22 protein-coding genes are annotated in these 26806 nt (G+C 69.4%); 20 read left to right on the forward strand and 2 right to left on the reverse strand.

The features are described from left to right. The first annotated feature begins 7 nt into the window (after positions 1 to 7). The 17 genes from ABE473_RS03875 (at position 8) to ABE473_RS03955 (ending at position 18644) form a co-directional block, all read left to right on the forward strand. A complete protein-coding gene (locus ABE473_RS03875; RefSeq protein ID WP_176987822.1) occupies positions 8 to 559 on the forward strand; it encodes a hypothetical protein in 552 nt (183 codons plus the stop codon). After that, positions 552 to 2237 (forward strand): AMP-binding protein, encoded by a 1686-nt coding sequence (locus ABE473_RS03880; protein WP_346488568.1) that lies wholly within the window; start codon positions 552 to 554, stop codon positions 2235 to 2237. Before ABE473_RS03875 ends, ABE473_RS03880 begins: the two co-directional genes overlap by 8 nt. Further along, positions 2230 to 3015: a glycosyltransferase family 2 protein gene (locus ABE473_RS03885; protein WP_176987824.1), complete on the forward strand. Its 786-nt coding sequence runs from the start codon at positions 2230 to 2232 to the stop codon at positions 3013 to 3015. The genes ABE473_RS03880 and ABE473_RS03885 overlap by 8 nt, the downstream gene beginning before the upstream one ends. Continuing rightward, positions 3012 to 3959, forward strand: coding sequence for an acyltransferase (locus ABE473_RS03890; RefSeq protein WP_346488569.1), 948 nt, complete (start codon positions 3012 to 3014; stop codon positions 3957 to 3959). Before ABE473_RS03885 ends, ABE473_RS03890 begins: the two co-directional genes overlap by 4 nt. Further along, the gene (locus ABE473_RS03895; RefSeq protein WP_346488570.1) at positions 3949 to 5505 is read left to right on the forward strand and encodes an aromatic amino acid ammonia-lyase; all 1557 of its coding nucleotides are present in this window, start codon (positions 3949 to 3951) and stop codon (positions 5503 to 5505) included. The genes ABE473_RS03890 and ABE473_RS03895 overlap by 11 nt, the downstream gene beginning before the upstream one ends. Next, positions 5492 to 5914: a thioesterase family protein gene (locus tag ABE473_RS03900; protein WP_346488571.1), complete on the forward strand. Its 423-nt coding sequence runs from the start codon at positions 5492 to 5494 to the stop codon at positions 5912 to 5914. The genes ABE473_RS03895 and ABE473_RS03900 overlap by 14 nt, the downstream gene beginning before the upstream one ends. Then, on the forward strand, positions 5911 to 6531 hold the full coding sequence (locus tag ABE473_RS03905; RefSeq protein WP_176987828.1) for an outer membrane lipoprotein carrier protein LolA: 621 nt from the start codon (positions 5911 to 5913) through the stop codon (positions 6529 to 6531). The genes ABE473_RS03900 and ABE473_RS03905 overlap by 4 nt, the downstream gene beginning before the upstream one ends. After that, complete coding sequence (locus ABE473_RS03910; RefSeq protein WP_346488572.1) at positions 6524 to 8869, forward strand: MMPL family transporter; 2346 nt, start codon at positions 6524 to 6526, stop codon at positions 8867 to 8869. Before ABE473_RS03905 ends, ABE473_RS03910 begins: the two co-directional genes overlap by 8 nt. A 45-nt stretch (positions 8870 to 8914) precedes the next feature. After that, positions 8915 to 10156, forward strand: a complete 1242-nt coding sequence (locus tag ABE473_RS03915) for an NAD(P)/FAD-dependent oxidoreductase (RefSeq protein WP_346488573.1) — start codon at positions 8915 to 8917, stop codon at positions 10154 to 10156. Then, positions 10144 to 10695: a DUF3261 domain-containing protein gene (locus ABE473_RS03920; RefSeq protein WP_346488574.1), complete on the forward strand. Its 552-nt coding sequence runs from the start codon at positions 10144 to 10146 to the stop codon at positions 10693 to 10695. The genes ABE473_RS03915 and ABE473_RS03920 overlap by 13 nt, the downstream gene beginning before the upstream one ends. Continuing rightward, positions 10692 to 11879: a beta-ketoacyl-[acyl-carrier-protein] synthase family protein gene (locus tag ABE473_RS03925; protein ID WP_346488575.1), complete on the forward strand. Its 1188-nt coding sequence runs from the start codon at positions 10692 to 10694 to the stop codon at positions 11877 to 11879. Before ABE473_RS03920 ends, ABE473_RS03925 begins: the two co-directional genes overlap by 4 nt. A 2-nt stretch (positions 11880 to 11881) precedes the next feature. Next, a complete protein-coding gene (locus ABE473_RS03930; protein WP_257018678.1) occupies positions 11882 to 12337 on the forward strand; it encodes a hypothetical protein in 456 nt (151 codons plus the stop codon). Then, positions 12334 to 13065, forward strand: a complete 732-nt coding sequence (locus tag ABE473_RS03935) for a 3-ketoacyl-ACP reductase FabG2 (RefSeq protein ID WP_346488576.1) — start codon at positions 12334 to 12336, stop codon at positions 13063 to 13065. The genes ABE473_RS03930 and ABE473_RS03935 overlap by 4 nt, the downstream gene beginning before the upstream one ends. Next, on the forward strand, positions 13065 to 14306 hold the full coding sequence (locus ABE473_RS03940; RefSeq protein WP_346488577.1) for a beta-ketoacyl-ACP synthase: 1242 nt from the start codon (positions 13065 to 13067) through the stop codon (positions 14304 to 14306). The genes ABE473_RS03935 and ABE473_RS03940 overlap by 1 nt, the downstream gene beginning before the upstream one ends. Positions 14307 to 14381: 75 nt before the next feature. Then, positions 14382 to 14819: an excinuclease ATPase subunit gene (locus ABE473_RS03945; protein ID WP_346488578.1), complete on the forward strand. Its 438-nt coding sequence runs from the start codon at positions 14382 to 14384 to the stop codon at positions 14817 to 14819. 230 nt (positions 14820 to 15049) lie between these two features. Next, positions 15050 to 15316 carry a YcgL domain-containing protein gene (locus ABE473_RS03950; RefSeq protein WP_176987837.1) on the forward strand — a complete coding sequence of 89 codons (267 nt, stop codon included), beginning with the start codon at positions 15050 to 15052 and terminating at the stop codon, positions 15314 to 15316. Next, positions 15309 to 18644: an ankyrin repeat domain-containing protein gene (locus ABE473_RS03955; protein ID WP_346488579.1), complete on the forward strand. Its 3336-nt coding sequence runs from the start codon at positions 15309 to 15311 to the stop codon at positions 18642 to 18644. The genes ABE473_RS03950 and ABE473_RS03955 overlap by 8 nt, the downstream gene beginning before the upstream one ends. Before the next feature lie 72 nt (positions 18645 to 18716). Here the strand turns inward: ABE473_RS03955 and ABE473_RS03960 are convergent, their stop codons facing one another. Beyond that, on the reverse strand, positions 18717 to 20522 hold the full coding sequence (locus ABE473_RS03960; protein ID WP_346488580.1) for a monovalent cation:proton antiporter-2 (CPA2) family protein: 1806 nt from the start codon (positions 20520 to 20522) through the stop codon (positions 18717 to 18719). A gap of 346 nt (positions 20523 to 20868) precedes the next feature. Between ABE473_RS03960 and mgtE the strand changes: the two genes are divergently transcribed. From mgtE to ABE473_RS03975, 3 genes are all read left to right on the forward strand, one after another. Next, a complete protein-coding gene (mgtE, locus tag ABE473_RS03965; protein ID WP_176987840.1) occupies positions 20869 to 22239 on the forward strand; it encodes a magnesium transporter in 1371 nt (456 codons plus the stop codon). 74 nt (positions 22240 to 22313) lie between these two features. After that, positions 22314 to 25043 carry a bifunctional acetate--CoA ligase family protein/GNAT family N-acetyltransferase gene (locus ABE473_RS03970; protein ID WP_346488581.1) on the forward strand — a complete coding sequence of 910 codons (2730 nt, stop codon included), beginning with the start codon at positions 22314 to 22316 and terminating at the stop codon, positions 25041 to 25043. 47 nt (positions 25044 to 25090) lie between these two features. Next, entirely contained in the window at positions 25091 to 25786 is a 696-nt protein-coding gene (locus ABE473_RS03975) for an alpha/beta fold hydrolase (protein WP_346488582.1), read from the forward strand. A 149-nt stretch (positions 25787 to 25935) separates the two neighbouring features. On the opposite strand, the gene dkgB is transcribed toward ABE473_RS03975, so the two are convergent. After that, entirely contained in the window at positions 25936 to 26739 is an 804-nt protein-coding gene (dkgB, locus tag ABE473_RS03980) for a 2,5-didehydrogluconate reductase DkgB (protein ID WP_346488583.1), read from the reverse strand. Positions 26740 to 26806: the final 67 nt, after the last annotated feature.

The raw sequence follows: 26806 nt of genomic DNA on the forward strand, positions 1-26806 counted from the left end.
ACTGACCATGGTCCGGGTACGCGTCGCGGCATTTGCGTTGCTGTCGCTGGCATACCCGCTGGTGGTCTACCTGTCGCTGGGCCGGTTCGAGCCACGCTGGTTGTCGCTGCTGCTGTTCACCCTGGCCGCGCTGCGCGCGCTGACCACCCGCCAGGCGGTGTGGTGGGTGGCCGCGCTCGGCACCGGCCTGCTGGCCCTGATCGCCACGGCCTTCAACGAGGCGCTGCCGCTGAAGCTGTACCCGGCACTGGTGAACGCGGTGATGCTGGTGATCTTCGCTACCAGCCTGCGCTTCGGGCCCAGTGCCGTGGAGCGCCTGGCGCGGTTGAGCGAGCCGGATCTGCCGCCGTTCGCGGTGCTCTATACCCGCCGCGTCACCTGGATCTGGTGCGGCTTTTTTGTTCTCAATGGAAGTCTGGCCCTGGCCACGGCGCTGTGGGCGTCCAACCAGGTCTGGGCGTTCTACAACGGAGTGTTGGCCTACGTGATGATGGGTGCGCTGTTTGGCGGGGAGTGGCTGGTCCGGCGACGGGTCAAGGCGGCGCACGCGCATGGCTGAGTGGATCGCACTGGACCGGTTGGCGCTGGCGCCGCGGCCCGGCCGCATCGTCGGCATCGTCGGCGACACCGTGGTGGACCACCCGCAGTTCCGTGCGCAGGTGCTGCGCTGGCAGCAGGCGTTCGCGCGGGCGCCCGGCACCGACTGGGCACTGTATTTCGATGACACGCTCACCTTCGCCGCCGCCCTGCTGGGCGCCTGGCATGCCGGCAAGCGCGTGTTCCTCGGCGGCGACAACCTGCCGGCCACGCTGGAAGGGCTGAGCCCGCGCGTGGCCGGATTCGCCGGTGACGTGCCGGCGCGGTACACACCGCTGCAGCCCGATGCAGAGGTCGATCCGGCGCGGGTGCTGCAGCCGCTGGATGAGGCGCTGCTGGAGCTGGTGGTGTTCACCTCCGGCAGCACCGGCGCGCCGAGCGCGATCGTCAAGCGCATGCGCCAGCTGACCCGCGAGGTGGATGCGCTGCAGGCCGCCTTCGGCGAGCAGCTCGATGGCGCGCAGGTGCAGGGCACGGTCTCGCACCAGCACATCTACGGGCTGCTGTTCCGGGTGCTGTGGCCGCTGGTGGCCGGGCGCGCGATCCAACCGCGGCGGTTCTTCCACGAAGACCTGGTCAGCGCGCTGGGCGGCCAACCGTCGGTGCTGGTGGCCACCCCGGCCCATCTCAAACGCCTGCCCGAGCAGCTGGACTGGTCCTCGCTGGGCGGCCAGCTGCGCGCGGTGTTCTCCTCCGGCGGGCCGCTGCCGACCGAGGCCGCGCTGCAGGTGCGCGCCTTGATGGGCGTGGCGCCGACCGAGGTGTTCGGCAGCAGCGAGACCGGTGGCATCGCCTGGCGCCGCTGGAGTGCCGAACAGCCGCAGTGGCATCCGCTGCCGGGCGTGGCGTGGCGGATCGACGCGGGCTGCCTGGCGGTCCGCTCGCCGCACCTGGACGGCGACGACTGGTGGTTGACCCAGGATCGGGCCGTGGCCGATGACGGCCACAGTTTCCGCCTGCTCGGCCGCGCCGACCGCATCGTCAAGATCGAAGAGCGCCGCGTCTCGCTGGATGGCCTGGAGCAGCAGCTGCGTGCGCACCCCGCGGTGCAGGACGTGCGCGTCCTGGTGCTGCCCGGCGCGCGCGAACAGCTGGCCGCCGTGGTGGTGCCGCAGGCTGCAGGTGCCGCCCAGTGGAACGATGCCGAGCGCCGCCGCCAGGCGCAGCAGCTCATCGCACACCTGGCCCGCAGCCACGATGCCGTGACCCGGCCGCGTCGCTGGCGTTTCATCGACGAACTGCCTTTCAACGCGCAGGGCAAGGTCACGGTCGCGGCATTGGCTGCACTGTTCCGCCCGGTGCTGCCCACGGCCGAGTGGCAGCAGCGCGATGCCACCACCGCGGCGCTGCAGTTCGTGCTGGATCCGGACCTGGTCGCGTTCGACGGGCACTTCCCGCAGGCGAAGATTCTGCCGGGCGTGGTCCAGCTGGACTGGGCGATCCACTACGGCCGCAGCGCGTTCACGATGCCGCCGCGGTTCCTGCGGATGGACGCGGTGAAGTTCCAGCACGTGGCGCGCCCGGGCGACCGCCTGCAGCTGAGCCTGGGCTGGGATGCAGCCAAGTCCGCCATGAGCTTCCGCTATGTCTCCGACCATGGCGTGCACGCCAGCGGCCGGGTGGTGTTCGGCGATGCGTGAGGACACCGGTACCCGCGTGAGCAGGCCGGCCTTCGCCCCGTTGGTGGTGATCCCGGTATACGACCACGCGCACGCGATCGGCGCGGTGGTGCAGGGTGTGCTGGCCAGTGGCGTGCCGTGCCTGCTGGTTGACGACGGTTCTCACTTGCCGTGCGCGCAGGTGCTCGATGCGCTGGCGCGCGCGCACGCACCGCAGGTCACGCTGCTGCGGCTGCCGATCAACCAGGGCAAGGGCGGCGCGATGCTGGCTGGCTTCGCCGAAGCGGCGCGCCTGGGGTACACCCACGTGCTGCAGATCGATGCCGATGGCCAGCATGAAACCGCCGACATCCCGCGCTTCGTGGCGCTGTCGCAGGCGCAGCCGGAGGCGGTGATCTGCGGCATCCCGGTCTACGACGCCAGCGTGCCGAAGGCGCGCCTGTATGGGCGCTATGCCACGCATATCTGGGTCTGGATCAATACGTTGTCGCTGCAGATCCGCGATTCGATGTGCGGCTTCCGGCTGTACCCGCTGGCACCGGTGACGCGCCTGATCGGCGAGGAAACCATCGGCCGGCGCATGGACTTCGACAGTGAGATCCTGGTGCGGCTGTTCTGGCGTGGCATCAAGGTGATCAGCGTGTCGACCGCGGTCACCTATCCCAGCGATGGCGTGTCGCACTTCGATGTCTGGCGCGACAACGTGCGCATCAGCCGCATGCATGCGCGCCTGTTCTTCGGGATGCTGTGGCGCGCGCCGCGGCTGCTGTGGCAGCGCATCGCGGGTCCGCGCGCATGACCACGCCCGCACCCGGAAGCGCGCCGCACTGGGCCGACATCGGCGAGTCCACCTCGGCCGCCGGCGTGCTGTTCCTGTGCTGGGTGCATCGGTGGTTCGGCCGTTGGCCGTTCCGCCTGTGCGTCTACCCGGTGGTGCTCTGCCATTGGCTGACCAACCGGGTCGCGCGCGAATCCTCGCTGCAGTACCTGCAGCGCCTGCAGGCGCATACCGGCGTGTTCGCCTCGGCACCGGGACGCTGGCAGAGCCTGAAGCACTTCGCGCTGTTTGCCGACACCATGCTCGACAAGCTGCTCGGCCTGGGTGGCCGCTATCCACCCGAGCACATCTACCTGCAGCGCGACCTGGTCCTGGACAAGATCGCGCGCCGCGAAGGCGGCCTGATCCTCACCGCGCACATCGGCTGCCTGGAGCTGTGCCAGGTATTGGCCGAGCGGGTGCCGGGCTTCCACATCACCGTGCTGGTGCACACCGCCCACGCGCAGCGCTTCAATCGCCTGATGCAGCGGCTCGATCCGCTGGCCTCGGTGGAGCTGCTGCAGGTCACCGACATGGGCCCGGCCACCGCGGTCGAACTGCAGCGCCGGGTGGAGGCGGGCGGCTTCGTGGCCATCGTCGGCGACCGCGTGCCGTTGCGTGGCGGGCGCACCGTACCGGCCCCGTTCCTCGGCCACACCGCGCAGTTCCCGATCGGCGCCTATGTGCTGGCCGCGGCGCTGGCCTGCCCGGTCTACACCATGGCCTGCCTGCATCATGGCCGTGGCTACCAGGTGCGCTTCGAACAGTTCACCGACCGCATCGTATTGCCGCGCGGTTCGCGTGACGCCGCGCTGACCGCGCAGGCCGAGCATTTCGCCCGGTGGCTGGAAGTTCAGGTCACCCAGGCACCCTTGGACTGGTTCAATTTCTTCCCCTTCTGGGATCAGGCATCTCATGGCAAGTAAGGCCGATCAGGCACCCTCCGTCCGCTTCGGCGATGCGCCGCTGACCATCGAAGACGTGGTCGCGCTGTCGCAGCGCCAGGCCCGGGCCGTCGTCACCGACGATGCCGCATTCACCGCGCGGATCCAGCGCGGCGCGGATTTTCTCGATCGCCTGCTGCGCGAAGATGGCGTCATCTACGGGGTGACCACCGGCTACGGCGATTCGTGCACGGTGAACATTCCGCCGGCACTGGTGGCCGAGCTGCCGCATCACCTGTTCACCTATCACGGCTGTGGCCTGGGGCGCTTCCTGGATCCGCAGGAAACCCGCGCGGTGATCGCCGCGCGCCTGGCCTCGCTGGTGCGCGGCATGTCCGGGGTCAGCCACCCGCTGCTGCAGGGCCTGGCCACGCTGCTGCACCACGATGTGCTGCCGCTGATTCCCGCCGAGGGCTCGGTCGGCGCCAGTGGCGATCTGACCCCGCTGTCCTACGTGGCCGCGGTGCTGTGCGGCGAGCGCGAAGTGATGTACCAGGGCGCGCGCCGCCCGGCCGCCGAGGTGCTGGCCGAGATCGGGATGACCCCGCTGCGGTTGCGCCCCAAGGAAGGCCTGGCGATCATGAACGGCACCGCCGTGATGACCGCGCTGGCCTGCCTGGCGTATGACCGCGCCGATTACCTGACCAAGCTCGCCACGCGCCTGACCGCGTTCAACGTGCTGGCCAGCGACGGCAACGCGCACCATTTCGATGAAATGCTGTTCGCCGCCAAGCCCCATCCGGGCCAGACGCAGATCGCCGCGCGCCTGCGCCAGGACCTGCACAGCGACCGCCCGCCGCGCAATGAACAGCGCCTGCAGGACCGGTACTCGCTGCGCTGCGCCCCGCACGTGATCGGCGTGGTGCAGGACGCACTGCCGTTCTTCCGCCAGCTGATCGAAACCGAGCTCAACAGCGCCAACGACAATCCGCTGATCGACGTCGAAGGCGAGCGCATCCTGCATGGCGGCCACTTCTACGGGGGCCATATCGCCTTTGCGATGGATGCGCTGAAGAACACCATCGCCAACCTGGCCGATCTGCTCGACCGGCAGATGGCCCTGGTGGTGGACGCGCGCTTCAACCACGGCCTGCCGGCCAACCTGTCGGCCGCCACCGGTGAGCGTGCGGCGATCAACCATGGCCTGAAGGCGCTGCAGATCAGCGTCTCGGCCTGGACCGCCGAAGCGCTCAAGCAGACCATGCCGGCCTCGGTATTCTCCCGTTCCACCGAATGCCACAACCAGGACAAGGTCAGCATGGGCACCATCGCCGCGCGCGATTGCCTGCGCGTGATCGAACTGACCGAACAGGTCGTCGCCGCGCTGCTGATCACCGCCCGCCAGGGCGTGGCCCTGCGCGAGCGCGTCGGCATGAAGGCGACCCTGCACGGCGACCTGGCTGCGATGTACCAGGACCTGTCCGCGCGCATCGCCCTGATCGAGGAAGACCGCGCGCTGGATGGCGAGCTGCGCGCCCTGCTGGACGATATCCGCGCACAGCGCTGGGAGCTGTATGTCGACGCCTGAGCTGAGCTTCGAGGTGGCGCTGTCGCCGGCCTTCCACGACTGCGATGCGATGCAGGTGGTCTGGCATGGCAACTACTTCAAGTACTTCGAGATCGCGCGCTGCGCGCTGCTGGAGCGCCACGACTACGACTACCCGCAGATGCGCGATTCCGGGTACCTCTGGCCGGTGGTCGATGCGCGGGTGAAGTACATCCGGCCGCTGCTGTACGGTCAGGCGCTGCGCGTGCGCGCCACGATCACCGAGTGGGAGAACCGCTTGAAGATCGCCTACGAGATCCTGGATGCGGACAGCGGCACCACGCTGACCCGCGCCCATACCATCCAGGTCGCGGTCGACGCGGCCACCAATGAAATGCTCTACCTGTGCCCGCCGGTACTGTGGGAGCGTCTGGGAGTGCAACCGCAATGAACCGTTTCCTGCGCACGCTGTGCGTGCTGGTGATGCTGGCGGTGGTCGCCCCGGCGTGGGCCGCCACCGATGTGGAGGTCGTCAAACAGCGCGTGGCCAAGGTCGACGTGCTGCGCGGCGAGTTCACCCAGGAGAAGCAGGTCGCCGGCTTCAAGAACCCGCTGCGCTCGCAGGGCCGCTTCGTGCTGGCCCAGGCGCATGGGGTGATCTGGACCACGCTCAAGCCGTTCCCCTCCGAGGTGGTGGTCACCCGTGACCGCATCCTCAGCCGGCAACGCGATGGCAGCAGCCGGGTCGAAATGGATGGCCGCCAGCAACCAGCGATGCGCTCGGTCAACGCGATCATGTTCGCGCTGATGAGCGGCGATGCGCAGGCGCTGTCGGCGCAGTTCACGGTCAAGGTCGAGGTGCTGCCGGGCAACGCCTGGAAGATGCAGCTGACCCCGCGCTCGGCGATGCTCGGCAAGGTGTTCGCGCAGCTCACCCTGAGCGGCGACCGCTACGTGCGCGAAGTCCAGATCAACGAGGCCAACCAGGACGTCACCCGCATCCACTTTGCGGGCATGAGCGAGACGCCGGCCACGCTGAGCGCGGACGAGGGCGGCAGGTTTGAATGACGTGCTGACCTCGAACGGACGCCTGCAGCGCATCTGGCGCTGGCTGGCCATTGTGTGGCTGCTGGTGCTGGTCGGCCTCGGCGTGCAGCAGTGGCAGCTGTGGAAGAGCGAATCCCGGATCGACACCGACATCCTCGCGCTGTTGCCACAGGACGCGCATGACCGCCTGTTGTCCGATGTCACCCGGCGTATCGCCGATGCCAATGCACGTCAGATCGTGGTGCTGCTGGGCAGCACCGATGCGGCACGGACCAAGGCGGCCGAGGCGGCCTTCCGCGGCACCATCAAGGCAGAGCAGGGCGCGGCCCCGCTGCTGCAGCAGAGCGGTTCGATCGAGGGCTGGTTTGATCAGGCCCGCGCGTTCTACGCACCGTATCGCGACCGCCTGCTGACCAGTGCACAGCGCGAGCGCCTGCAGGACGAACCCACCGAGGGCCTGGCAGCATCGGCACTGGCGGCGCTGTACGGTCCGATGGGCGCACCGCGCCTGACCGAATGGCGCCAGGATCCGCTGTCGCTGTGGCCGCAGTGGTGGCAGGAACGCGCGCTGGGCTCGGGCCTGCAGATGGGCGATGACGGCCTGCTGGAAGCCGACGGCAAGCATTGGTCGATCGTGCAGTACGACACGGTCGGTTCGGCCTTCAAGCTCGACGGCGAGCGGCACATCGATCTGCTGCTGGACACGGCCGCGGAAGCCGCCACCAAGCAGGCGCCGGGCCTGGAGGTGCTGCGTGCCGGTGTGCCGCTGCATGCCGAGGCGGCGGCGGTGCAGGCCAGCTGGGAAATCAATACGATCGGCTGGGGCTCGCTGGCGGCGGTGCTGCTGCTGGTGTGGCTGGCGTTCCGCTCGCTGCGCCCGATCCTGCTGGTCGCCGCCTCGCTGCTGATCGGCTGCGGTGTCGCGCTGGCGGTGACCGTGCTGGTGTTCGGCAAGGTGCACGTGCTGACCCTGGTGTTCGGTGCGTCGCTGGTCGGCGTTGCCGAGGACTACGGCATCCACTGGTTCGCCTCGCGCCAGGCCGAACCCGCCGACCGCCGCTGGAAGCTGCTGCGGCATCTGCTGCCCGGGTTGTGGCTGGCCCTGCTGACCAGTGCGCTGGCCTATCTCGCGCTGGGCCTGGCGCCGTTCCCGGGCCTGCGCCAGATGGCGCTGTTCTCGGTGGTCGGCCTCGCGGCCGCGTTCCTCACCGTGATCTTCTGGTTCCCGTGGCTGGATGGCGGCGAGATCCGCCGCACCGCGTTCGCCCGCTGGCTCGGCGCCACGCTGGAGCGCTGGCCGCGCCTGCAGGGGCGCAGGGCCGCGCTGTTCCTGGGCGTGGTCACCGTGCTGTCCGTGCTCGGCATCGCCCGCCTGCAGACCAACGATGATCTGCGCAGCCTGCAGTCGTCGCCGCCCGCGCTGATCGCCCAGCAGATCCGCATCAGCCAGATGCTCGGCATGCCCAGTCCGGCCCAGTTCTACCTGGTGCAGGGCGACACCGCCGAACAGGTGCTGCAGCGCGAAGAAGCGCTGATCGACCGGCTGCGCGTGCTCGAGGCAGACAAGCAGATCGGGGGGTACCGCGCGATCAGCGATTGGCTGCCTTCGCAGCAGCGGCAGCACGCCGACGCCGCGTTGACTGCCAGGGTCGAGCCGCAGGTGCTGGCCCAGGTCGGTGAGGCCGTGGGTGAGCCACTGCTGCGCCCGGCCTACGCCGCGCAGGATCTGCAGGCCGAGGCCTTCCTCGCCTCGCCGGCGGCGAGGCCGTTCCGCCACCTGTGGCTGGGCACGGTCGGGCAGGGCGTGGCCTCGGTGGTGATGGTCGACGACCTCTCGCGCGCCGATGCGCTGACGCTGCTGGAAGCGCAGGCCAAGGGCATCGACGGCGTGCGCTGGGTCGACCGCACTGCCGATTTCTCGGGGCTGCTCAAGCACTACCGCAAGCTGATGAGCGGCCTGCTGCTGATCGGCATCGCGCTGGTGTTCGCGGTGCTGTACTGGCGCTACCGCGGGCAGGCCTGGCGCGTGCTCGCGCCGACCCTGGTCGCCGGCGCGCTGACGCTGGCGCTGCTGGGCCTGTTCGGGCAGCCGCTGCAGCTGTTCAACGTGCTCGCCTTGATGCTGCTGCTCGGCATGGGCATCGATTACGGCATCTTCCTGATCGAACACCGCGGCGATGCCAGTGCCTGGCTCGCGGTCTGCGTTGGGGCGGCCAGTACCTGGCTGTCCTTCGGCCTGCTCGGGCTGTCGGCCACGCCGGCGCTGCGCGCGTTCGGGTTGACCCTGCTGTTCGGCATCGGCCTGGTCTGGCTGATTTCGCCGCTGTTCCGCCCACCGCCGCACGACGCACCGCACTGAGCGACCGCGTTTTCCCCTTTCATGATCTGATCAAGGATGTATCCGATGAACCTGCACGTGGAACGTACTGACATCCTGGTCATCGGCGCCGGCCCGGCCGGTTCCGTGGCCGCTGCGATGCTGCGCCAGCAAGGTCGCCAGGTGCTGATCCTGGAGCGCCAGCAGTTCCCGCGCTTCTCGATCGGCGAGAGCCTGTTGCCGCAGAGCATGGAGTACATCGAGGCCGCCGGTCTGCTGCAGGATGTGGTGCAGGCCGGGTTCCAGTACAAGAACGGCGCGGCCTTCGTGCGCGGCGAGGCGACCACCGAGTTCGACTTCCGCGACAAGTTCTCGCCTGGCTGGGGCACCACCTATCAGGTGCAGCGCGCCGACTTCGATGACGTGCTGGCGCGCGGTGCCGAGCGCATGGGTGCCACGCTGCGCTTCGGCGATGAAGTGCTGTCGGTGCAGCCCGGGCGCCCGGCGCAGGTGCAGGTGCGCCGCCCGGATGGCAGCGAATACACCATCGAAGCCGGCTTCATCCTCGATGCCAGTGGCTTCGCCCGGCTGCTGCCGCGCCTGCTGAAGCTGGAGTCGCCGTCGAACTTCCCGGTGCGCGGCGCGATCTTCTGCCACGTGCGCGACCACATTCCAGCCGGCGCGGGTTTCGACCGCAACAAGATCCTGATCACCACCCATCCCGAGCACGTGGACGTGTGGTACTGGACGATTCCGTTCTCCAACGGCTGCTGCTCGCTGGGCGTGGTGGCCGAGCCGGCCTTCTTCGAACGCTACCCCGGTACCGATCTGGAGAAGCTGCAGGCGATCGTCGGCGAAGACCCGAACCTCACCCGACTGCTCAGGAATGCCGAGTGGGCGGTGCTGCCGGTGCGCACCATCACCGGGTATTCGGCCAACGTCTCTTCGTTGTGGGGCGAGGGCTACGCGCTGCTGGGCAATGCCGGCGAGTTCCTGGACCCGGTGTTTTCCTCGGGCGTGACCATCGCCTTCAAATCGGCGCAGCTGGCCAGCGATTGCCTGGCACGCGAACAGGCCGGCGACACGGTGGACTGGGAGCAGGACTTCTCGGTGCCGCTGCGCGCCGGCGTGAAGACCTTCCGGCGCTTCGTCGAGGCCTGGTATGCCGGCGGCTTCCAGAAGATCATCTACCATCCCGATCCGCAGCCGGAGGTACGCCGCATGATCTCCTCGATCCTGGCCGGCTACGCGTGGGACACGCAGAACCCGTATGTCGCCGATGCCAGTGGCCGGCGCCTGCGCGTATTGGAGGAACTGTGCAGCGCCTGATCCTGACCCTGTTGCTGAGCCTGCTGCTGGCCGCGTGTGCCAGCACCCGGATGCCCACGCCGCTGGTACAGCTGCCCACGCTGCAGCTGGCGCCCTCGGCGTTGCCGCAGCCGGTGCAGCTGCAGCAGCGCCTGCAGTTCCGCTTCGGCAGCCACGAGCGCGAGCTGGACGCACTGCTGGAAGTGGATGCCGGGCAGGTGCGGCTGGCCGTACAGGTCATGGGCCAGACCGGCGTGCGCATGGTCTGGGACGGGCAGCACCTGGAACAGACCCGTGCGCCGTGGCTGCCGCCGCAGGTGCGCGGTGAACGCGTGCTGGACGACCTGCAGTTCTCGCTCTGGCCGGCGGCGGCGATCCGCGCCGCGCTGCCGGCCGGCTGGACCCTGCAGGAGACCGATGGCGTGCGGAGCCTGGAGCAGGGCGGCAAACCCTGGCTGGTGCGCGACACGCTGCCCGATGGCCGCGTGCGCCTGCGCAACCTGGCCGAGGGCTATGAACTGGTGATCGAATCGATGGACATGGGGCAGGGCCAAGAGTGAGCAGCAGTGCGGTCTATCTGAACGAACTGGGCGTGATCTGTGCGCTGGGCGCCGACCGCGCCGAGGTGCGCGGCGGCCTGTTCGCGCCACAGCCCGGCGGATTGCGCGACAACGATGCCATCCTGCCCGGCCGCACGCTGGCGCTGGGCGAGGTCCATGCGCCGTTGCCGGACCTGGCCGAGCTGCCGGTGGCGCTGCGTGGCCGCAACAACGGCCTGCTCGACGCGGCGCTCGGCCAGATCCGCGAGGCCGTCGCTGCCGCCGTGGCCCGCTTTGGTGCCGAGCGCGTGGCGGTGATCATCGGCACCAGCACCTCGGGCATCGGCGAATCGGAGAGCGCGCTGCGCAGCTACCATCGCGACGGCACATGGCCGGCCGATTTCCATTATGCGCAGCAGGAAATGGGGACCGCCGCGCGCTTCGTGCGCGAGCGGATCGGCAGTACCGGTCCGGCGTGGACGATCTCCACCGCGTGTTCCTCCAGCGCCAAGGCGCTGATGTCGGCCGCGCGCCTGCTGCAGGCCGGCGCGGTCGATGCGGTGGTCGCCGGCGGCGCGGATTCGATGTGCCGCTTCACCGTGGCCGGGTTCAGCGCGCTGGAGTCGGTCTCGGCGTCGCGCTGCAATCCGTTCTCGGTGAACCGCAGCGGGATCAACATCGGCGAAGGCGCGGCGCTGTTCCTGATGACGCGCGAGCCGGGCCCGGTGCGCCTCGCCGGTTGGGGCGAATCCTCCGACGCGCACCACATGTCCGCCCCGGACCCGCAGGCACGCGGCGCGATCGATGCCATGCAGCAGGCGCTGGACCGGGCCGGCCTGGCCGCGGCGCAGATCGACTACGTGAACCTGCACGGCACCGCCACCGGCCATAACGATGCGATGGAAAGCCAGGCGGTCGCGGCGGTGCTCGGCACGCAGGTGCCGGCCAGCTCGACCAAGCCGCTGACCGGGCACACGCTCGGTGCCTCCGGGGCGATCGAGGCGGCGCTGTGCTGGATGACGCTGGCGGACAACCCGGACCAGCAGCTGCCCACCCACTGGTGGGACGGGCAGGCCGATGACGCGTTGCCGGCGCTGGCGCTGGTGGCACCGGGCACGTGCGCCGCGCGGCCGCTGCAGCATGTGCTCAGCCACTCGTTCGCCTTCGGTGGCAGCAATGCCGTGCTGGCGCTGGCCCGGGGATGAGCATGCCGCTGCCCGATGACATCGACGCGGTGCTCCCGCACCGCGACAGCATGCGCCTGATCCACCGCGTGGTGGCCTGGGAGGACGCATCCATCGCGGTCGAGGTGGACGTGCCGGCGCAGGGTCTGTTCTGCACCCCCGACGGTGTGCCTGCCTGGGTCGGGGTCGAATACATGGCCCAGGCGATCGCCGCCTGGGCCGGGTGCCGCGCGCGCCATGCCGGCCGGGCGCCGTCGATCGGCTTCCTGCTCGGCACCCGCCGTTACACCGCCCACCAGCCGTTCTTCGCCGCCGGCAGTTGCCTGCGGGTGGAGGCGAACTGCGAGCTGTTGGGCGAGAATGGCCTGGGCATGTTCGCCTGCCGGATCCTGGCAGGTGATATCGAAATGGCGGTCGCCAACGTCTCCGTGTTTGAACCCACGGATGCGATGGCCTATCTGGAGACTGGAGAGGCATGACAGGGAATTTGACCGTGCTGGTGACCGGCGCCAGCCGTGGCATCGGCCGTGCCGTGGCGCTGCGTTGCGCGCGCGACGGCTTCGATGTGGTGGTGCATTGCCGCAGCCGCATCGAGGAAGCGCAGGCCGTGGTGGCCGAGATCCAGGCCCTGGGCCGCCAGGCCCGGGTGCTGATGTTCGATGTGGCCGACCGTGACGCCGCGCGCACCGCGCTGGAAGCGGACATCGCCGAGCACGGCACCTATTACGGGGTGGTCTGCAACGCGGGCATCGCCCGCGACGGCGCCTTCCCGGCGATGCCGGCCGAGGATTGGGATGCCGTCATCCACACCAACCTGGACAGCTTCTACAACGTGCTGCATCCGTTGGTGATGCCGCTGGTCCGCCGGCGCAGGCCGGGCCGCATCGTCACCTTGTCCTCGGTGTCCGGCCTGGTCGGCAACCGCGGCCAGACCAACTACAGTGCGGCCAAGGCCGGGATCATCGGCGCCACCAAGGCGCTGGCGCTGGAACTGGCCAGCCGCGCGATCACCGTCAACTGCGTGGCCCCCGGCCTGATCGAGACCGAGATGGTCAATGAAGAAGTGGTCGAGCACGCGCTCAAGTTGATTCCCGCCAACCGCCTGGGCCAGCCGGAGGAGGTCGCTGCGGCGGTGTCCTTCCTGCTCTCCGAATCCGCGGGGTACATCACCCGCCAGGTGATCTCGGTCAACGGAGGCATGGTCTGATGGCCCGCCCCGATCGTCGCGTCGTGGTCACCGGCGCCGCTGCCATCAGCCCGCTCGGCCAGGATTGGGCGGGCATCCGCGCGCGCCTGCAGGCGCGGACCAACGCGGTGCGCTACATCCCCGAGTGGGAAGTGTTCGATGGCCTGAATACCCGCCTGGCCGCGCCAGCCGAGGAATTCGAGCTCCCGTCCAACTACAACCGCAAGACCACCCGCAGCATGGGCAAGGTGGCGGTGATGTCGGTGCGCGCCACCGAACGGGCGCTGGAGGCGGCCGGCCTGCTGGGCCATCCGGTGCTGCGCAGTGGCATGGCCGGCGTCGCCTACGGTTCGTCCTCGGGCAGCCACGAAGCCACCGCCGAGTTCGGCCGGATGCTCCATGAGCACACCACCGAAGGCATCAGCGCCACCACCTACCTGAAGATGATGAGCCACACCTCGCCGGTGAACATCGGCGTGTTCTTCGGTTTGTCCGGCCGCGTCTACACCACCTCCAGCGCCTGCACCTCGGGCAGCCAGGGCGTGGGCTCGGGATATGAAGCGATCCGCAGCGGCAAGCAGACGGTGATGGTCACCGGCGGTGCCGAGCAGCTCGACGCCACCGCCGCGGCGGTGTTCGACACCCTGTTCGCCACCAGTGTGCGCAATGACGCGCCGCAGACCACGCCCAGCCCCTTCGATGCGCACCGCGACGGCCTGGTGCTGGGCGAGGGCGCCTGCACGCTGATCCTGGAAGAACTGGAGCATGCGCAGGCGCGCGGCGCCACGATCCTGGCCGAAGTGGTCGGCTACGGCACCAACAGCGATGGCCAGCATGTCACCCAGCCCAGCGCCGGCACCATGGCGCAGGCGATGCGGCTGGCGCTGGAAGATGCCGGGCTGGCCGCCGATCGGATCGGCTACGTCAACGCCCACGGCACCGCCACCGAGCACGGCGACATCGCCGAAACCCAGGCCACCCACCAGGTGTTCGGGCCGGGCATGCCGATCAGCTCGCTGAAGAGCTACGTCGGCCACATGCTCGGGGCCTGCGGTGCGTTCGAAGCCTGGCTCAGCATCGAGATGATGCGCGAGGGCTGGTTCGCCCCGACCCTGAATCTGCATGAGGTCGATCCCCGCTGCGGTGCGCTGGATTACATCGCCGGCGAGGGCCGCGCATTGCAGACCGACTACGTCATGAGCAACAACTTCGCCTTCGGCGGCATCAACACCTCGTTGATCTTCCGCCGCTGGCAGGACTGACCGCTGTTTCCGGCCTGCGTCGCGGGCCGGCTGTTCCGTAGACCCCTCGCATCCCCCCAACAAGGAGAACGTTGAATGCGTCGTTTTGCCCTGATCGCCGCCACCGCCCTGCTCGCCGTTGCCAGCACCGCCCAGGCCCGCGACACCCGTGTCGAGCAGTCGCTGCATGAGCTGGTCAACTCCGCTGAAGCCCGCAATGTCGGCATCGACGGCAGCGTGAAGTTCTATCTGGCCGGTGAAAAGGTCAGCGTGGTGGAACGCCTGGGCGAGGACGTGACCAACAAGAAGACCAACGCCGCCAACAAGAGCGATGCCGAGGCCTGCCGCTGGGTGGCCCTGTCGGCGCTGCGCGCGCTGCAGGATGGCGCAAAGTCGCGCGGTGCCAATGCCGTGGTCGACATCGTCAGCTACTACAAGAAGAACGAGTTCAAGAGCACCACCCACTACGAATGCTATGCGGGCGCGATCCTGGCCGGCGTGGCGCTGAAGGGCACCTACGCCAAGGTGAAGTAAGCACGCACGACCACCGTCCCTCCGGGGCGGTGGTCGGCGGAAAGCGACGCATTCATCACGGCGGCGTGGGCAGACTGCAGCGGCGCCCAGCTGAACGACATCGCGACATTGATGAACCTCATGCTGTCCCGCGACGGAAAACCGACAGCAGACCGTGCACGCAGCTTTCACCTGTGCCGGCTTTCCTCCACAATCATTGCCATTCACTACCCTGGGCAAAGCCCTGCGGCATGCAAGCCTACGTCTATAAAAGCCAACGCAAGCAGGACAGCTTCGTCTATCTCGCCGTTCGTGATGACTTCTCGGTCATCCCGGACGCGGTGAAGGCCTCGCTGGCGCCGTTCCAGTTCGTTCTCGAAGTGGCCCTGACTCCCGACCGTCGCCTCGCCCAGGCCGATGCCGCACAAGTGCGCCAGAACCTGACCGAGCGGGGATTCCACCTGCAACTTCCGCCGCCGCCGCTGGCGCCGGTCCGGATCCCGCGACGCAATGACTGACGCCCAACGCCCCCGCGCCGTTGCCTCCGCTGCCACGCTCGGCGTGCTGCTGGCCCTGGCTGCGGCCGTCGGTGGCGTGCCCGGTGCCGTATGCGCCGCGCTGGCCCAGCCGGCGTTCGCGCTGGCGGTGTCGTGGTGGCGCCGCACCCGGCCGCTGCAAGCGCTGCCACAGGTGGCGCGCCAGGATGCTCCCGCGCTGCTGGCGCTGTGGTCCCTCGGCCCGCTGCTGCTGACGTTGCTGGTGGCTTGGCCACTGAGCGCACTGCACGACAGCGGCAGCCTGGCGGCCGTGCTGGGCCTGAGCGTGGCGGTCAGCGCCGCGCTGCTCGGGGTCTGGCGGACCTGGCCGTTGTGGAATGACGTGGAGCGCAGCGAAGGCAGCCTGGCGCGCCACTGGCAGACCCTGGCCGGGCGCGACCTGACCGCCTGGCGCGGCCTGGCCGTCGCCGCGCTGGTGGTCCTGGTCTGCGCGCTGGTGGTGCTGCCGGCGTGGCCGGGGCTGGTGTCGGACGCACTGCACTGGCCGATCGCCGCTGCGGTCGTGCTGCTGTCGCCGTTGGCGCACGTGCTCCTGCAGGCGATCGCCCCGGCCGACACGTTGACGGCGACGTTGCCGGTCCAGATGAGTGGCGACCGCGAGGATCCGTTCGCCGGGCACCACGCCGAGCCCACGCCGCTCGAATCTATCGGCCTGCACGAACAGCAGCCGGCGCTGTACGACGCCGCGCGCAGCGGCCGGGTCGACCGCGCCCTGCAGCTGCTGCAGGCCGGCGCGGACCCGCACGGCCTGCCTGATCCGGCCTGGCGCGACCAGCGCAGCCTGGCCGTGCTCGCCGCGGTGCTGCCGGACCTGCGCCTGCTGCGTGAACTGATCGCCCGCGGCGTGGGCGTCAACGCGCCGCATCGCGGCATGACCCCGCTGCTGGCCGCCACCCGCGACAGCTGGCACGGTCGCCCCGAGGCGGTGATGACCCTGCTCGCCAACGGCGCCGACCCGCGTGCGGTGGACAGCGAAGGCAACACCCCCCTGCACCATGCCGCGCGCAGTTCCGATCCCGGCGTCGCCGCGTTGCTGCGCGATGCCGCCGCCGAAGTGGATGCGCTCAACGACGATGGCTGGTCACCGCTGGCGGTCGCCTGCCAGGTCGGCAACTGGCGCCTGGCCAAGTTCCTGCTCGAACGCGGCGCGAAGACCGAGCCGGCCGAAGGTACGCCCGTGCTGCTTGCCGCCGCCGGTACCGAAGAAGACGATCCGGCCGGTGTGCAGCTGCTGCTCAAGCACAAGGCCCGCGCCGACGCGCGCGACCGCCAGCGCCGCAGCGCGCTGCACGAAGCCGCGCTGGCCGGCCATGTCGACATCATCGATGTGCTGCTGGCCGCCGGCGCCAATCTGGAAGCGCGCGATGCACTGGCGCGCACGCCGTGGCTGGAAGCCGCGCGCGGGGGCCGTGCCGGCGTGGTGGAACACCTGCTGCCGCACCAGCCCGACCTCAATGCGGTCGATGGCGAAGGACGCAATGCGGTACTGCTGGCCTGCATGGCGGACAACGTGTCGCCGCTGCTGGTGCGCCGCCTGCGCGACCTGGGCATTGCCGTCGACGTGGCCGATCCACAGGGCCGCCGTGCGGTGGACATCGCCGCCGGCGCCGGCCGCTGGGCGATCGTTTCGCTGCTGGATCCCGCCTACCCGCTGCCGTCCGCGGTCAGCGATGGCCTGGTGATGTCCGCTGACAGCGATGCGGCCGCGCCCTCGTTGCCGGACCGCCCGCCGCTGGAACTGCTGCGCGAAGCGCTGAGCTTCGGCAACGTGGAGGGCATGGCCGCGCTGGCCCGCCTGTGCGCGCCGGAGGAACTCGGTGCGCTGCTGCACGATGCCGAACTGGCGCTGGACCCACAGGCGCTGGACTGGTTGCTCGCGCACGGCGCGGCGCCCGAAGTGCTCGATGCCTGCGGTGATACCCCGATGTTCGCGCTGCTGGCGCGGGGCATCGACGCGGTGCCTGCGCTGCAGGTGCTGCTGCGCCGTGGCCTGTCCCCGGCCGGCCGCGGTGGCCTGGCGCGGCTGCTGAGCGCCTGCGCCCAGCACGACCACGCCTCGCGCGGGCTGGAACAACTTGCGCTGGAACTGCTGGAACGCGGCGCGGATCCGTTCGCGCCATCGCCGGCCGGCGACCCGCCGCTGTCGCTGGCGGTGCGCCTGGGCTGGCTGCGCCTGCAGCAGGCGCTGCTCACCCAGGGCGTGGACCGCGAAGCGCGCGACAGTCATGGCATGACCGCGCTGCATCTGGCCACCGCGCTCGCACGCGAAGGCTCGATCAAGCTGCTGGTCCAGCAGGGCGCCTCACCCGAAGCGCGTGCGGCCGACGGCCAGACGCCGCTGGGCGTGGCGCTGTCGATCGGTCGCCGCGACCTCGCCGACTGGCTGGACTGGCGGGTATGGCCGTTGCCGCGCCGCGCGCTGCGCGACGGTGACCTGCCGGCTGCAGCGATGGCCGGCGATGCCGATGCCGTGCGTCGCCTGATCGATCTCGGCTTCGGCGTCGATGTGGTCGACGCCCAGGGCTGCACCGCGCTGCTGCGTGCCGCCGGTGGCGGTCACCTGGCCGTGGTCGACCTGCTGCTTACCCGCGGCGCGAATCCGCAGCATGCCGCGGCCAGTGGCGCCACGCCGCTGTCGGCCGCGGTGAGCATGCGCCAGATCGATATCGTTTCGGCCCTGCTCGATGCCGGTGCCGAACTCGAGTACCGCCTGCCGGGCGGTGTCACCGTGCTGATGCTGGCCTCGGCGCTGGGCCTGCCGGACATCGTCTCGCGCCTGCTCACCGCCGGTGCCAACGTCCATGCGGGCGACGCCCAGCAGCTCGGCCCGCTGCACTGCGCCGCGCTGTACGGTTTCAGTGCGCGCGACCGCTCGCGTCTGCTCGCGCTGCTCGACACGTTGCTGCTGGCGGGCGCCGAACCGGACCAGGCCGCTGCCGGCTCGGTCACGCCGTTGCTGCTGCTGCTCGGCGCCCGCGCCGAACCGGGCACCGCCTGCGACGAGCAGATCGTGCTCGCCGCGGTGGAGCGCCTGCTGGACGAAGAGGTCTCGCTGGACGTGCGGGATCCGCGTGGCTTCGGCCCGCTGCATCTGGCGGCCCTGCACGGCCTGCCGCTGCTGGTGCAGCGCCTGCTGCGTGCCGGCGCCGACCCGGACGTGCGCGACGCACTCAACCGCAGCCCGCGCGAGATCGCGGTGATGCGTGGTTTCATCGACGTCGCCGGCGAATTCGCACCGCTGGTGCCGGGGGTGTCCTCGATGGCCCGGTTCCTGCGCGATAACGGCTGAGCCCCGCCTGGTAGTGCCGGCCGCTGGCCGGCAGCGCTCAATGATGCGCGGGCAGGTGCACCCTCAGGTTCATCAACGCGGTGGGGTGCCGTCCGCACCCTTCCCATCACTCTCCGCATCCGCCTCGAACAGATGCATCAGGTCCGCACGCGCATCGCGCGAGGTCTGGATCACCGCCGCTTCGTCGTCGTAGACCAGGTACTGGTCGCGCAGCAGTTTCTCGTCGTGCTCGCGGAAACGCTGCACATGGTTGCGCGCGGTCTCCGCCGACAGCCCCAGCGCGATCAGCATCCGTTCGCTCAGTTCCAGGCTGGTGCCGAACACTTCGCGGAACGGCTCGGCGGACATGTCCATCAGGCGCCACGCATGCTGGCGATTGCGCGCGCGCACCAGCACCACCGCATCCGGATACATGCGCCGGATCAGCCGCGTGGCCCGCAGGTTGGCGTCCGGATCATCCAGCGTGACCACGTACACGCGGATGTGTTCGCCCCCGGCGGCACGCAGCATTTCCGGCCGGGTCGGGTCGCCGTAATAGAGCCTGTTGCCGAAACGGCGCAGGTCCGAGACGGTGTCCGGGTTCGACTCCAGCGCCACGAATGGGATCTTCTGCGCGGTCAGCAGGCGCGCCACCACCTGGCCGAAGCGGCCCATGCCGGCGATCATCACCTGGGGCTGCACATCGTTGATATCGACGGTGTCGGCCGGCTGGGCGGGGGCCTTGGGCCCCTCGTCGCGGCCCAGCAGGCGGATCAGGCCGATCATCAGCAGCGGGGTGATCGCCATCGACAGGCCGACGATCGCCACCAGCCGGTCATGATTGGCGTTGCCAAGAAGATGCGCGCGCTGCGCCTCGTTGAACACCACGAACGCGAACTCGCCGCCGAGCCACAGCACGCTGCCCAGCAGCACCGCGTGGCGGGTCCGCAGCTTGGCCAGCTTGCCGATGCCGAACAGCAGGCCGAACTTCACCACCAGCAGGATCGCCACGCCCGCCGCGATCATCATCGGCTCGGCGACGATGCGGTCCAGGTCGATGCCCATGCCCACGGCGATGAAGAACAGGCCGAGCAGCAGGCCCTTGAACGGCTCGATCTGCGATTCCAGCTCGTGGCGGAATTCCGAATCGGACAACAGCACGCCGGCCAGGAAGGCGCCCAGGCTGGGGCTCAGGCCGGCCTCCTGCATGAACCACGCCGTGCCGAGCACGACCAGCAGCGCGGTCGCGGTGAACACTTCCGGGCTGCGCGTGCGCGCGATGATGTTGAACAGCCGGCGCAGCACCGGCCGGCCGCACAGGATCACCACCGCCAGCGCACCGATCGCGATCGCTACGTCATTCCACTGCAGGGTGTCGTTGCGCGCACCGCCGAGCAGCGGGATCGCCGCCAGCAACGGGATTGCGATCAGGTCCTGGAACAGCAGGATCGCAAATCCGAGCCGCCCGTAATCGCTGTTGATCGCTTTGTGTTCGGACAACAGCTGCAGCCCGACCGCCGTGGAGGACAGCGCCAGCGCGATGCCGACGATCAACGCGCTCTTCCACTGGAAGTGATCCAGCATCAGCAGGCTGCCCAGCACCAGCGCGCTCAGCGCCACCTGCAGCGCGCCGGCCCCGAACACCGAGCGGCGCATCACCTTCAGGCGGGCGGGGGACAGTTCCAGGCCGATCACGAACAGCAGCATCACCACGCCGATTTCGGCGGCACCGAGGATGCGGTCGGCGTCCTGCACGAAGCCCAGGCCATCCGGGCCGAGCACCACGCCGGCGGCCAGGTAGCCGAGTACCGCGCCGAGGCCGAGCTTCTTGAACACCGGTACCGCGATCACCGCGGCCAGCAGCAGCACCAGGGCCAGCTCGAGCGCGCCGCTATGCATGGGAGAACCTGCTCATGGGATCGTGTGCCGTGCGGGTGGAAAGCCTCCCCGGGCAGCCGGGGCCTGTGGCCGTGGCCACGCCCCATTATGCGGCCGGCATGGACGCCGAAGACCACTGTCACCCGAACGGGCCGCGGCCCAAGGGTTGACCTGCGTCACACCCGGGTCCAGACTGCCCGCCGCTGCTGGCGCGTCCGCCGTCGGCAGTACACCCCTCCGGAGTCTCCAACCCATGTCCAGCGACAGTAGAAGTCGACCTTGCTCGACGCCAGCGATGGCGACCGCCTGACACGGGTCGGTTCGCCAGCGTTGGCGTCGCGCAATGCGATACCCACAGGCGAATACGATGAACCAGAAAGACCTGCTGCGCCCGGTGGCCGATGCCGCCTCGTTGAGCGCACCCCTCGATAATTTCAACACCGCCGATGCGGTGGAATTCCTCAACACGCTGAGCCTGTCGCGCGCCGCCGACACGCTGGCCGCGCTGCCGTTGCCGCGTGCGGTGAAGATGCTCGAACAGCCCGAGCTCAACCGCGGGGGCGACCTGGTGGCGGCGATGCCCGTTGCCCGCGCGGCCGCCCTGCTCGGCCTGATGGCCGACGACCGCGCCACCGATATCGTCCACGAGCTGGACGAGGACGAGCGTGCGCGCCTGATCCCGCTGCTCAGCCCGGAAGCGCGCAAGGCGATCCAGCAGCTGCTGAGCTACCCGGCGCACACCGCCGGTGCGCTGATGACCACCGAGTTCGTCAGCGTGCCTTCGGACTGGACGGTCGGGCGCACCCTGCAGCACATCCGCGAGGTCGAGCGCACCCGCGAGACCGTCTACGCGATCTACGTGCTGGACCCGCACACCCGCGCGCTGGTGCAGGTGGTGACCATGCGCCGGCTGATCACCGGGCTGCCGGAGGAACCCATCCTCGACGTCGCCCAGGTCAACCCGCCGGTGACGGTGGAGGTGCAGATGGACCAGGAAGAGGTCGCGCAGCTGATCCGCCGCCACGACCTGCTCGCGATCCCGGTGGTCGATGCGCAGCACCACGTGCTCGGCATCGTCACCGTGGATGACATCCTGGATGCCCTGATCGAAGAATCCACCGAGGACGTGCACAAGTTCGGCGGCATGGAAGCGCTGGAAAAGCCGTACATGCAGATCGGCTTCTTCGAGATGCTGCGCAAGCGGGCTGGCTGGCTGAGCGTGCTGTTCCTCGGCGAAATGCTGACCGCCAGCGCGATGCAGCACTACGAAGATGAACTGGCGCGTGCGGTGGTGCTGACGCTGTTCATCCCGTTGATCATGAGCTCGGGCGGCAACTCCGGCTCGCAGGCCACCTCGCTGCTGATCCGCAGCCTGGCCCTGCGCGAGCTGCGCCTGCGCGACTGGTGGAAGGTGGCGCTGCGCGAGGTGCCGACCGGCATCACCCTGGGCGCGATCCTGGGCGTGCTGGCGATCATCCGCATCGTGTCCTGGCAGCTGCTGGGCCTGCACGACTACGGCGAGCACTGGCAGCTGCTGGCGCTGACGATCGGCGCGGCGCTGGTCGGGATCGTCACCTTCGGCTCGCTGTCCGGCTCGATGCTGCCCTTCATCCTCAAGCGCCTCGGCTTCGACCCGGCCAGCGCCTCGGCCCCGTTCGTGGCCACGCTGGTCGACGTCACCGGCCTGGTCATCTACTTCAGCATCGCCGCGATGATCCTGCGCGGCACCCTCCTTTAACGGGGACGGAGGTAGTTAATAACAGGGACGGAGGTGGTTATTAACCACCTCCGTCCCTGTTACTGTCTGGTCGCATGAGCACCTACCACCTGCAAGCTGTCTTCCGCCCGCAGTCGGTCGCCGTGATCGGCGGCAGCCCGCGTGAACGCTCCGCCGGCCGTGCGGTGATGCGTAATCTGCGCGACACCGGGTTCCCCGGCAAGGTCGCCTGGATCAATCCGCGATACAGCGAAATCGACGGCATCCGCACCGTGAAGCGGCTCAAGGACCTGGACTGGGTGCCGGAACTGGTGGTGATCACCGCCCCGGCCAGCATCGTGCCGCAGGTGGTGGCCACCGCCGCCGAGCGCGGCGTCAGTGCGGCGATCATCCTCACCGCCAACCTGGGCGAAGGCCCGGGCTCGCTGGCCGCACAGGTGGAGGCGGCCGCCCGGCCCAAGGGCCTGCGCATCCTCGGCCCGCACTGCCTGGGCGTGATTGCCCCGCACGCGCGCTTGAACGCCAGCATCGCCGCGCATTTCCCGCAGGCCGGTGACCTGGCCCTGATCTCCGAGTCCAGCGCGATTGCCGCGGCCCTGGTGGAGTGGGGCGTGGCACGCTCGGTCGGTTTCTCCGCCGTGGTCTCGCTGGGCGACACGCTGGATGTCGATTTCGGCGACCTGCTCGATTACTTCGCCACCGATTACCGCACCCGCGCGATCCTGCTCTACGTCGAACACATCCGCGACGCGCGCAAGTTCATGTCGGCCGCGCGTGCCGCCGCGCGCTCCAAGCCGGTGGTGGTGGTCAAATCCGGCCGCCACATCCGCATCAACCCCGATGCCGATACCCACGTGCAGGCGCTGGCCAGCGCCGATGCGGTCTACGGCGCGGCATTCAACCGCGCGGGCCTGCTGCGCGTGAGCGCGCTGGACGAACTGTTCACCGCCGCCGAAACGCTGGGCCGGCTCGGCACGTTCCCCGGTCGTCGGCTGGCGATCCTGAGCAATGGCGGCGGGGTGGGGCGGCTGGCGGTGGATCAGCTGCTGGCCCTGCGCGGCAGCCTGGCCGAGCTGTCGCCGGCCACCGTCGCCCAGCTCGATGCGGTGCTGCCGCAAGGCTGGTCGCGCAGCAATCCGGTCGACATCGTGGTCGATGCCGATGGCGACCGCTACGCCGCCGCGATCGAAGCGCTGATGTCCGATACCGAGAACGACGCCGTGCTGGTGGTCAACGTGCCCACCGCGTTCACCTCCTCGGCCGATGCCGCCCAGGCGCTGACCCGCACGCTTGGCCTGCGTCCCCGCTATCACCGCGACAAGCCGGTATTCGCGGTCTGGCTGGGCAACGACGACCGTGCCACCGCCACGCTCAACGCCGCGCGCGTGCCGACCTATCCCACCGAAGCCGAGGCCGTCCGCGGCTTCCAGCATCTGGTGCGCTACCGGGATGCGCAGGCCGCGTTGATGGAAACCCCGCCCAGCCTGCCGGAGGATTTCGTGGTCGATACCGCCGGCGCGCGTGCGCTGGTGGACGCTGCGCTCGCCGCCGGCCAGCAGTGGCTGGACCCGATCGCCACCCACCAGCTGCTCACCGCGTACGGCATTCCGTCGGCCCCGGTGATGCAGGCCCGTGATGCCCACGAGGCGATGGACCTGGCCCAGCCGTTGCTGGAGCAGGGCGCCACGGTGGCGATCAAGGTGTTCTCGGCGGACATCCCGCACAAGTCCGATGTCGACGGCGTGCGCTTGAACCTCAGCACGCTGCAATCGGTGCATGCGGCGGCCACCTCGATCATCGCGCGCGCGCACGAGAAGCGACCCGATGCGCGCATCGATGGCGTGCTGGTGCAACCCACCATCGTGCGGCCGAAGGCGCGCGAGCTGATCGCCGGCATTGCCGACGACCCGACCTTCGGCCCGGTGATCGTGTTCGGCCGTGGTGGTACCGCCGTCGAAGTGATCGACGACAAGGCCATCGCCCTGCCACCGCTGGACCTGCGCCTGTCGCACGAACTGATCGGGCGCACGCGGGTGTCGCGCATCCTCAAGGCCTACCGCGATGTCCCGGCCGCCGACGAACGCGCGGTCGCGCTGATCCTGGTCAAGCTCGCCCAGCTGGCCGCCGACATTCCCGAGATCCGCACGCTCGACATCAATCCGCTGCTGGCCGACCGTGATGGCGTGATCGCGCTGGATGCGCGCGTGGCGATCGAGCCGTCGCGCAAGCTGCACAAGGGCCGCGGCCATCCCCGCTTCGCGGTGTTCCCGTATCCCAAGGAATGGGAGCGCACCATCACCCTGTCCGACGGCGCGCCGGCCTTCGTGCGCCCGGTCCGCCCCGAGGATGACGCGCTGTTCCGCGCGTTCTTCGCGCGCGTCACCGACGACGACCTGCGCCTGCGCTTCTTCCAGTCGGTGAAGCACTTCAGCCACGAATTCATCGCGCGCCTGACCCAGCTCGACTACGCGCGCTCCATCGCGCTGGTCGCCATCGACCCGCGCAGCGGCGACATGCTCGGCGCGGTGCGCCTGCACGCCGATGCGGACTACGACCGCGGCGAGTACGGCATCCTGATCCGCTCCGACCTCAAGGGCCACGGCATCGGCTGGCGGCTGATGGCGATCATGATCGAGTACGCCCAGTGGCTCGGCCTGAACATCATCGAAGGCCAGGTACTGCGCGAGAACAGCACCATGCTGGCGATGTGCCAGAGCCTGGGCTTCAAGACCAAGCTCGACCCGGACGATTCCACGGTGATGGTGGTGACACTGCCGGTGCAGGACGTCCAGGTGCCGCAGGCGCCCGATCCTGCAACGCACTGAGCCGATCGCGGTACGGCGCATGCACGTGGGCGGGGCGACAATAGGGAATGACCGATCGCCTCCCCCTGCTGCTGCTCCCGGGCCTGCTCAACGACGCTGAACTCTGGCGCGCGCAGATCGCCGACCTGTCCGATATCGCCGACTGCATCGTCGGCGACCAGACCCGCGGTGAGACGATGCAGGCGGTGGTCGAGGACGTGCTGGCACAGGCACCGGCGCGCTTTGCCCTGGCGGGATTCTCGCTGGGCGGCTTCGTGGCGCAGGCGATCCTGCGCACCGCGCCAGAACGGGTGCTGCGGCTGGCCCTGATCGACACCTCGATCCATGCCGACTCGCCCGAGCGTGCCAAGCAGCGCCAGACCCAGCGTGCCAGCGTGCGCCTGCCCGGGAAATTCCACGGCTTCGGCGACACCCTGATGCGCAGCTATATCGATGCCTCGCGGCTGGATGACTACGTGCTGGTCCAGCGCGTGCGCGACATGACGGCGCGGCTGGGCGCGGAGGTGTTTCTGCGCCAGAGCGCACTGGACCGGGTGGATGGCCATGATGTGCTGGCCGGGTACCGCGATCCGCTGTTGATCGTGTGCGGTGCGAACGACCGCATCACCCCGCTGGCGATCAGCGAGGAGATCCATGCGCTGGTGCCGCACTCGAACCTGGTCGTGCTGCCGGACTGCGGGCATCTGGCCCCGATGGAGAAGCCCGACGAGGTCAGCGCGGCAATGCGGGACTGGTTGCGGTGATACCGGCCACGCACTTCCGGTGATGCCGGCCAGCGGCCGGCACTACCCGATGATGTCCACGCCGTTGATCGGGCGCTGGCGCTTCCGGTAGGTGCCGACCGTTGGTCGGCACGCACCCCCACGCCCGACCAACGGTCGGGCGCTACCGATCAATCCCAGGCCGGCGCGATCGCTTCCGGGTTGGCCAGGCGATGCCCGCGATCCAGCGTGGCGATCTGCGCCATGTCTTCATCGCTCAACCGCAGCTCGGCCGCCAGCAGGTTGCCGGCCAGGTTGTCGCGCTTGGTCGAGGACGGAATCACCGCGTAGCCCTGCTGCAACGCCCAGGCCAGCGCGACCTGGGCCGGGGTGGCCTGGTGGCGGTCGGCGATGGCCTGGATCACCGGGTCCTTGAGCACTTCGCCGTAGGCCAGGCTCATGTAGGCGGTGACATGGATGCCCTGTTCCTTCAGGAACGCGATCAGCGCGCGGTTCTGCAGGTACGGGTGGACTTCGATCTGGTTGGTCGCGATCGCGTCGGCCCCGAGGATGTCGATGGCCTGGCGGGTCTGGGCGATGGTGAAGTTGGAGATGCCGATCTGCCGGGTCAGCCCGAGCGACTTGGCCTCCGCCAGCGCGCCCAGGTACTCGGCCATCGGCACGGCATCCTTCGGCGACGGCCAGTGGATCAAGGTCAGCTCGACGTGGTCGGTGCGCAGCTTGCGCAGGCTCTCGCGCAGGCTGGCCAGCAACGCGTCGTGCTGGAAGTTGGCGATCCAGATCTTGGTGGTGAGGAACAGATCATCGCGGGCGACGCCGGATTCGGCGATGGCCTGGCCGACCTCGGCCTCGTTCTCGTAGATCTGTGCGGTATCGATGGCGCGGTAGCCGACGTCCAGTGCGTTGCGCACCGAGTCGATCACGGTCTGGCCCTTCAGGCGGAAGGTGCCGAGGCCGAATGCGGGAATGCTCATGGAAACTCCTTCATGGGGGTGAGGTGCAGGCTACGCCGTGCACCGTAAAGCGATGTAGAGCCGACCG

Source organism: Stenotrophomonas sp. TWI700, from assembly GCF_039673645.1.
GTDB lineage: Bacteria > Pseudomonadota > Gammaproteobacteria > Xanthomonadales > Xanthomonadaceae > Stenotrophomonas > Stenotrophomonas maltophilia_AA.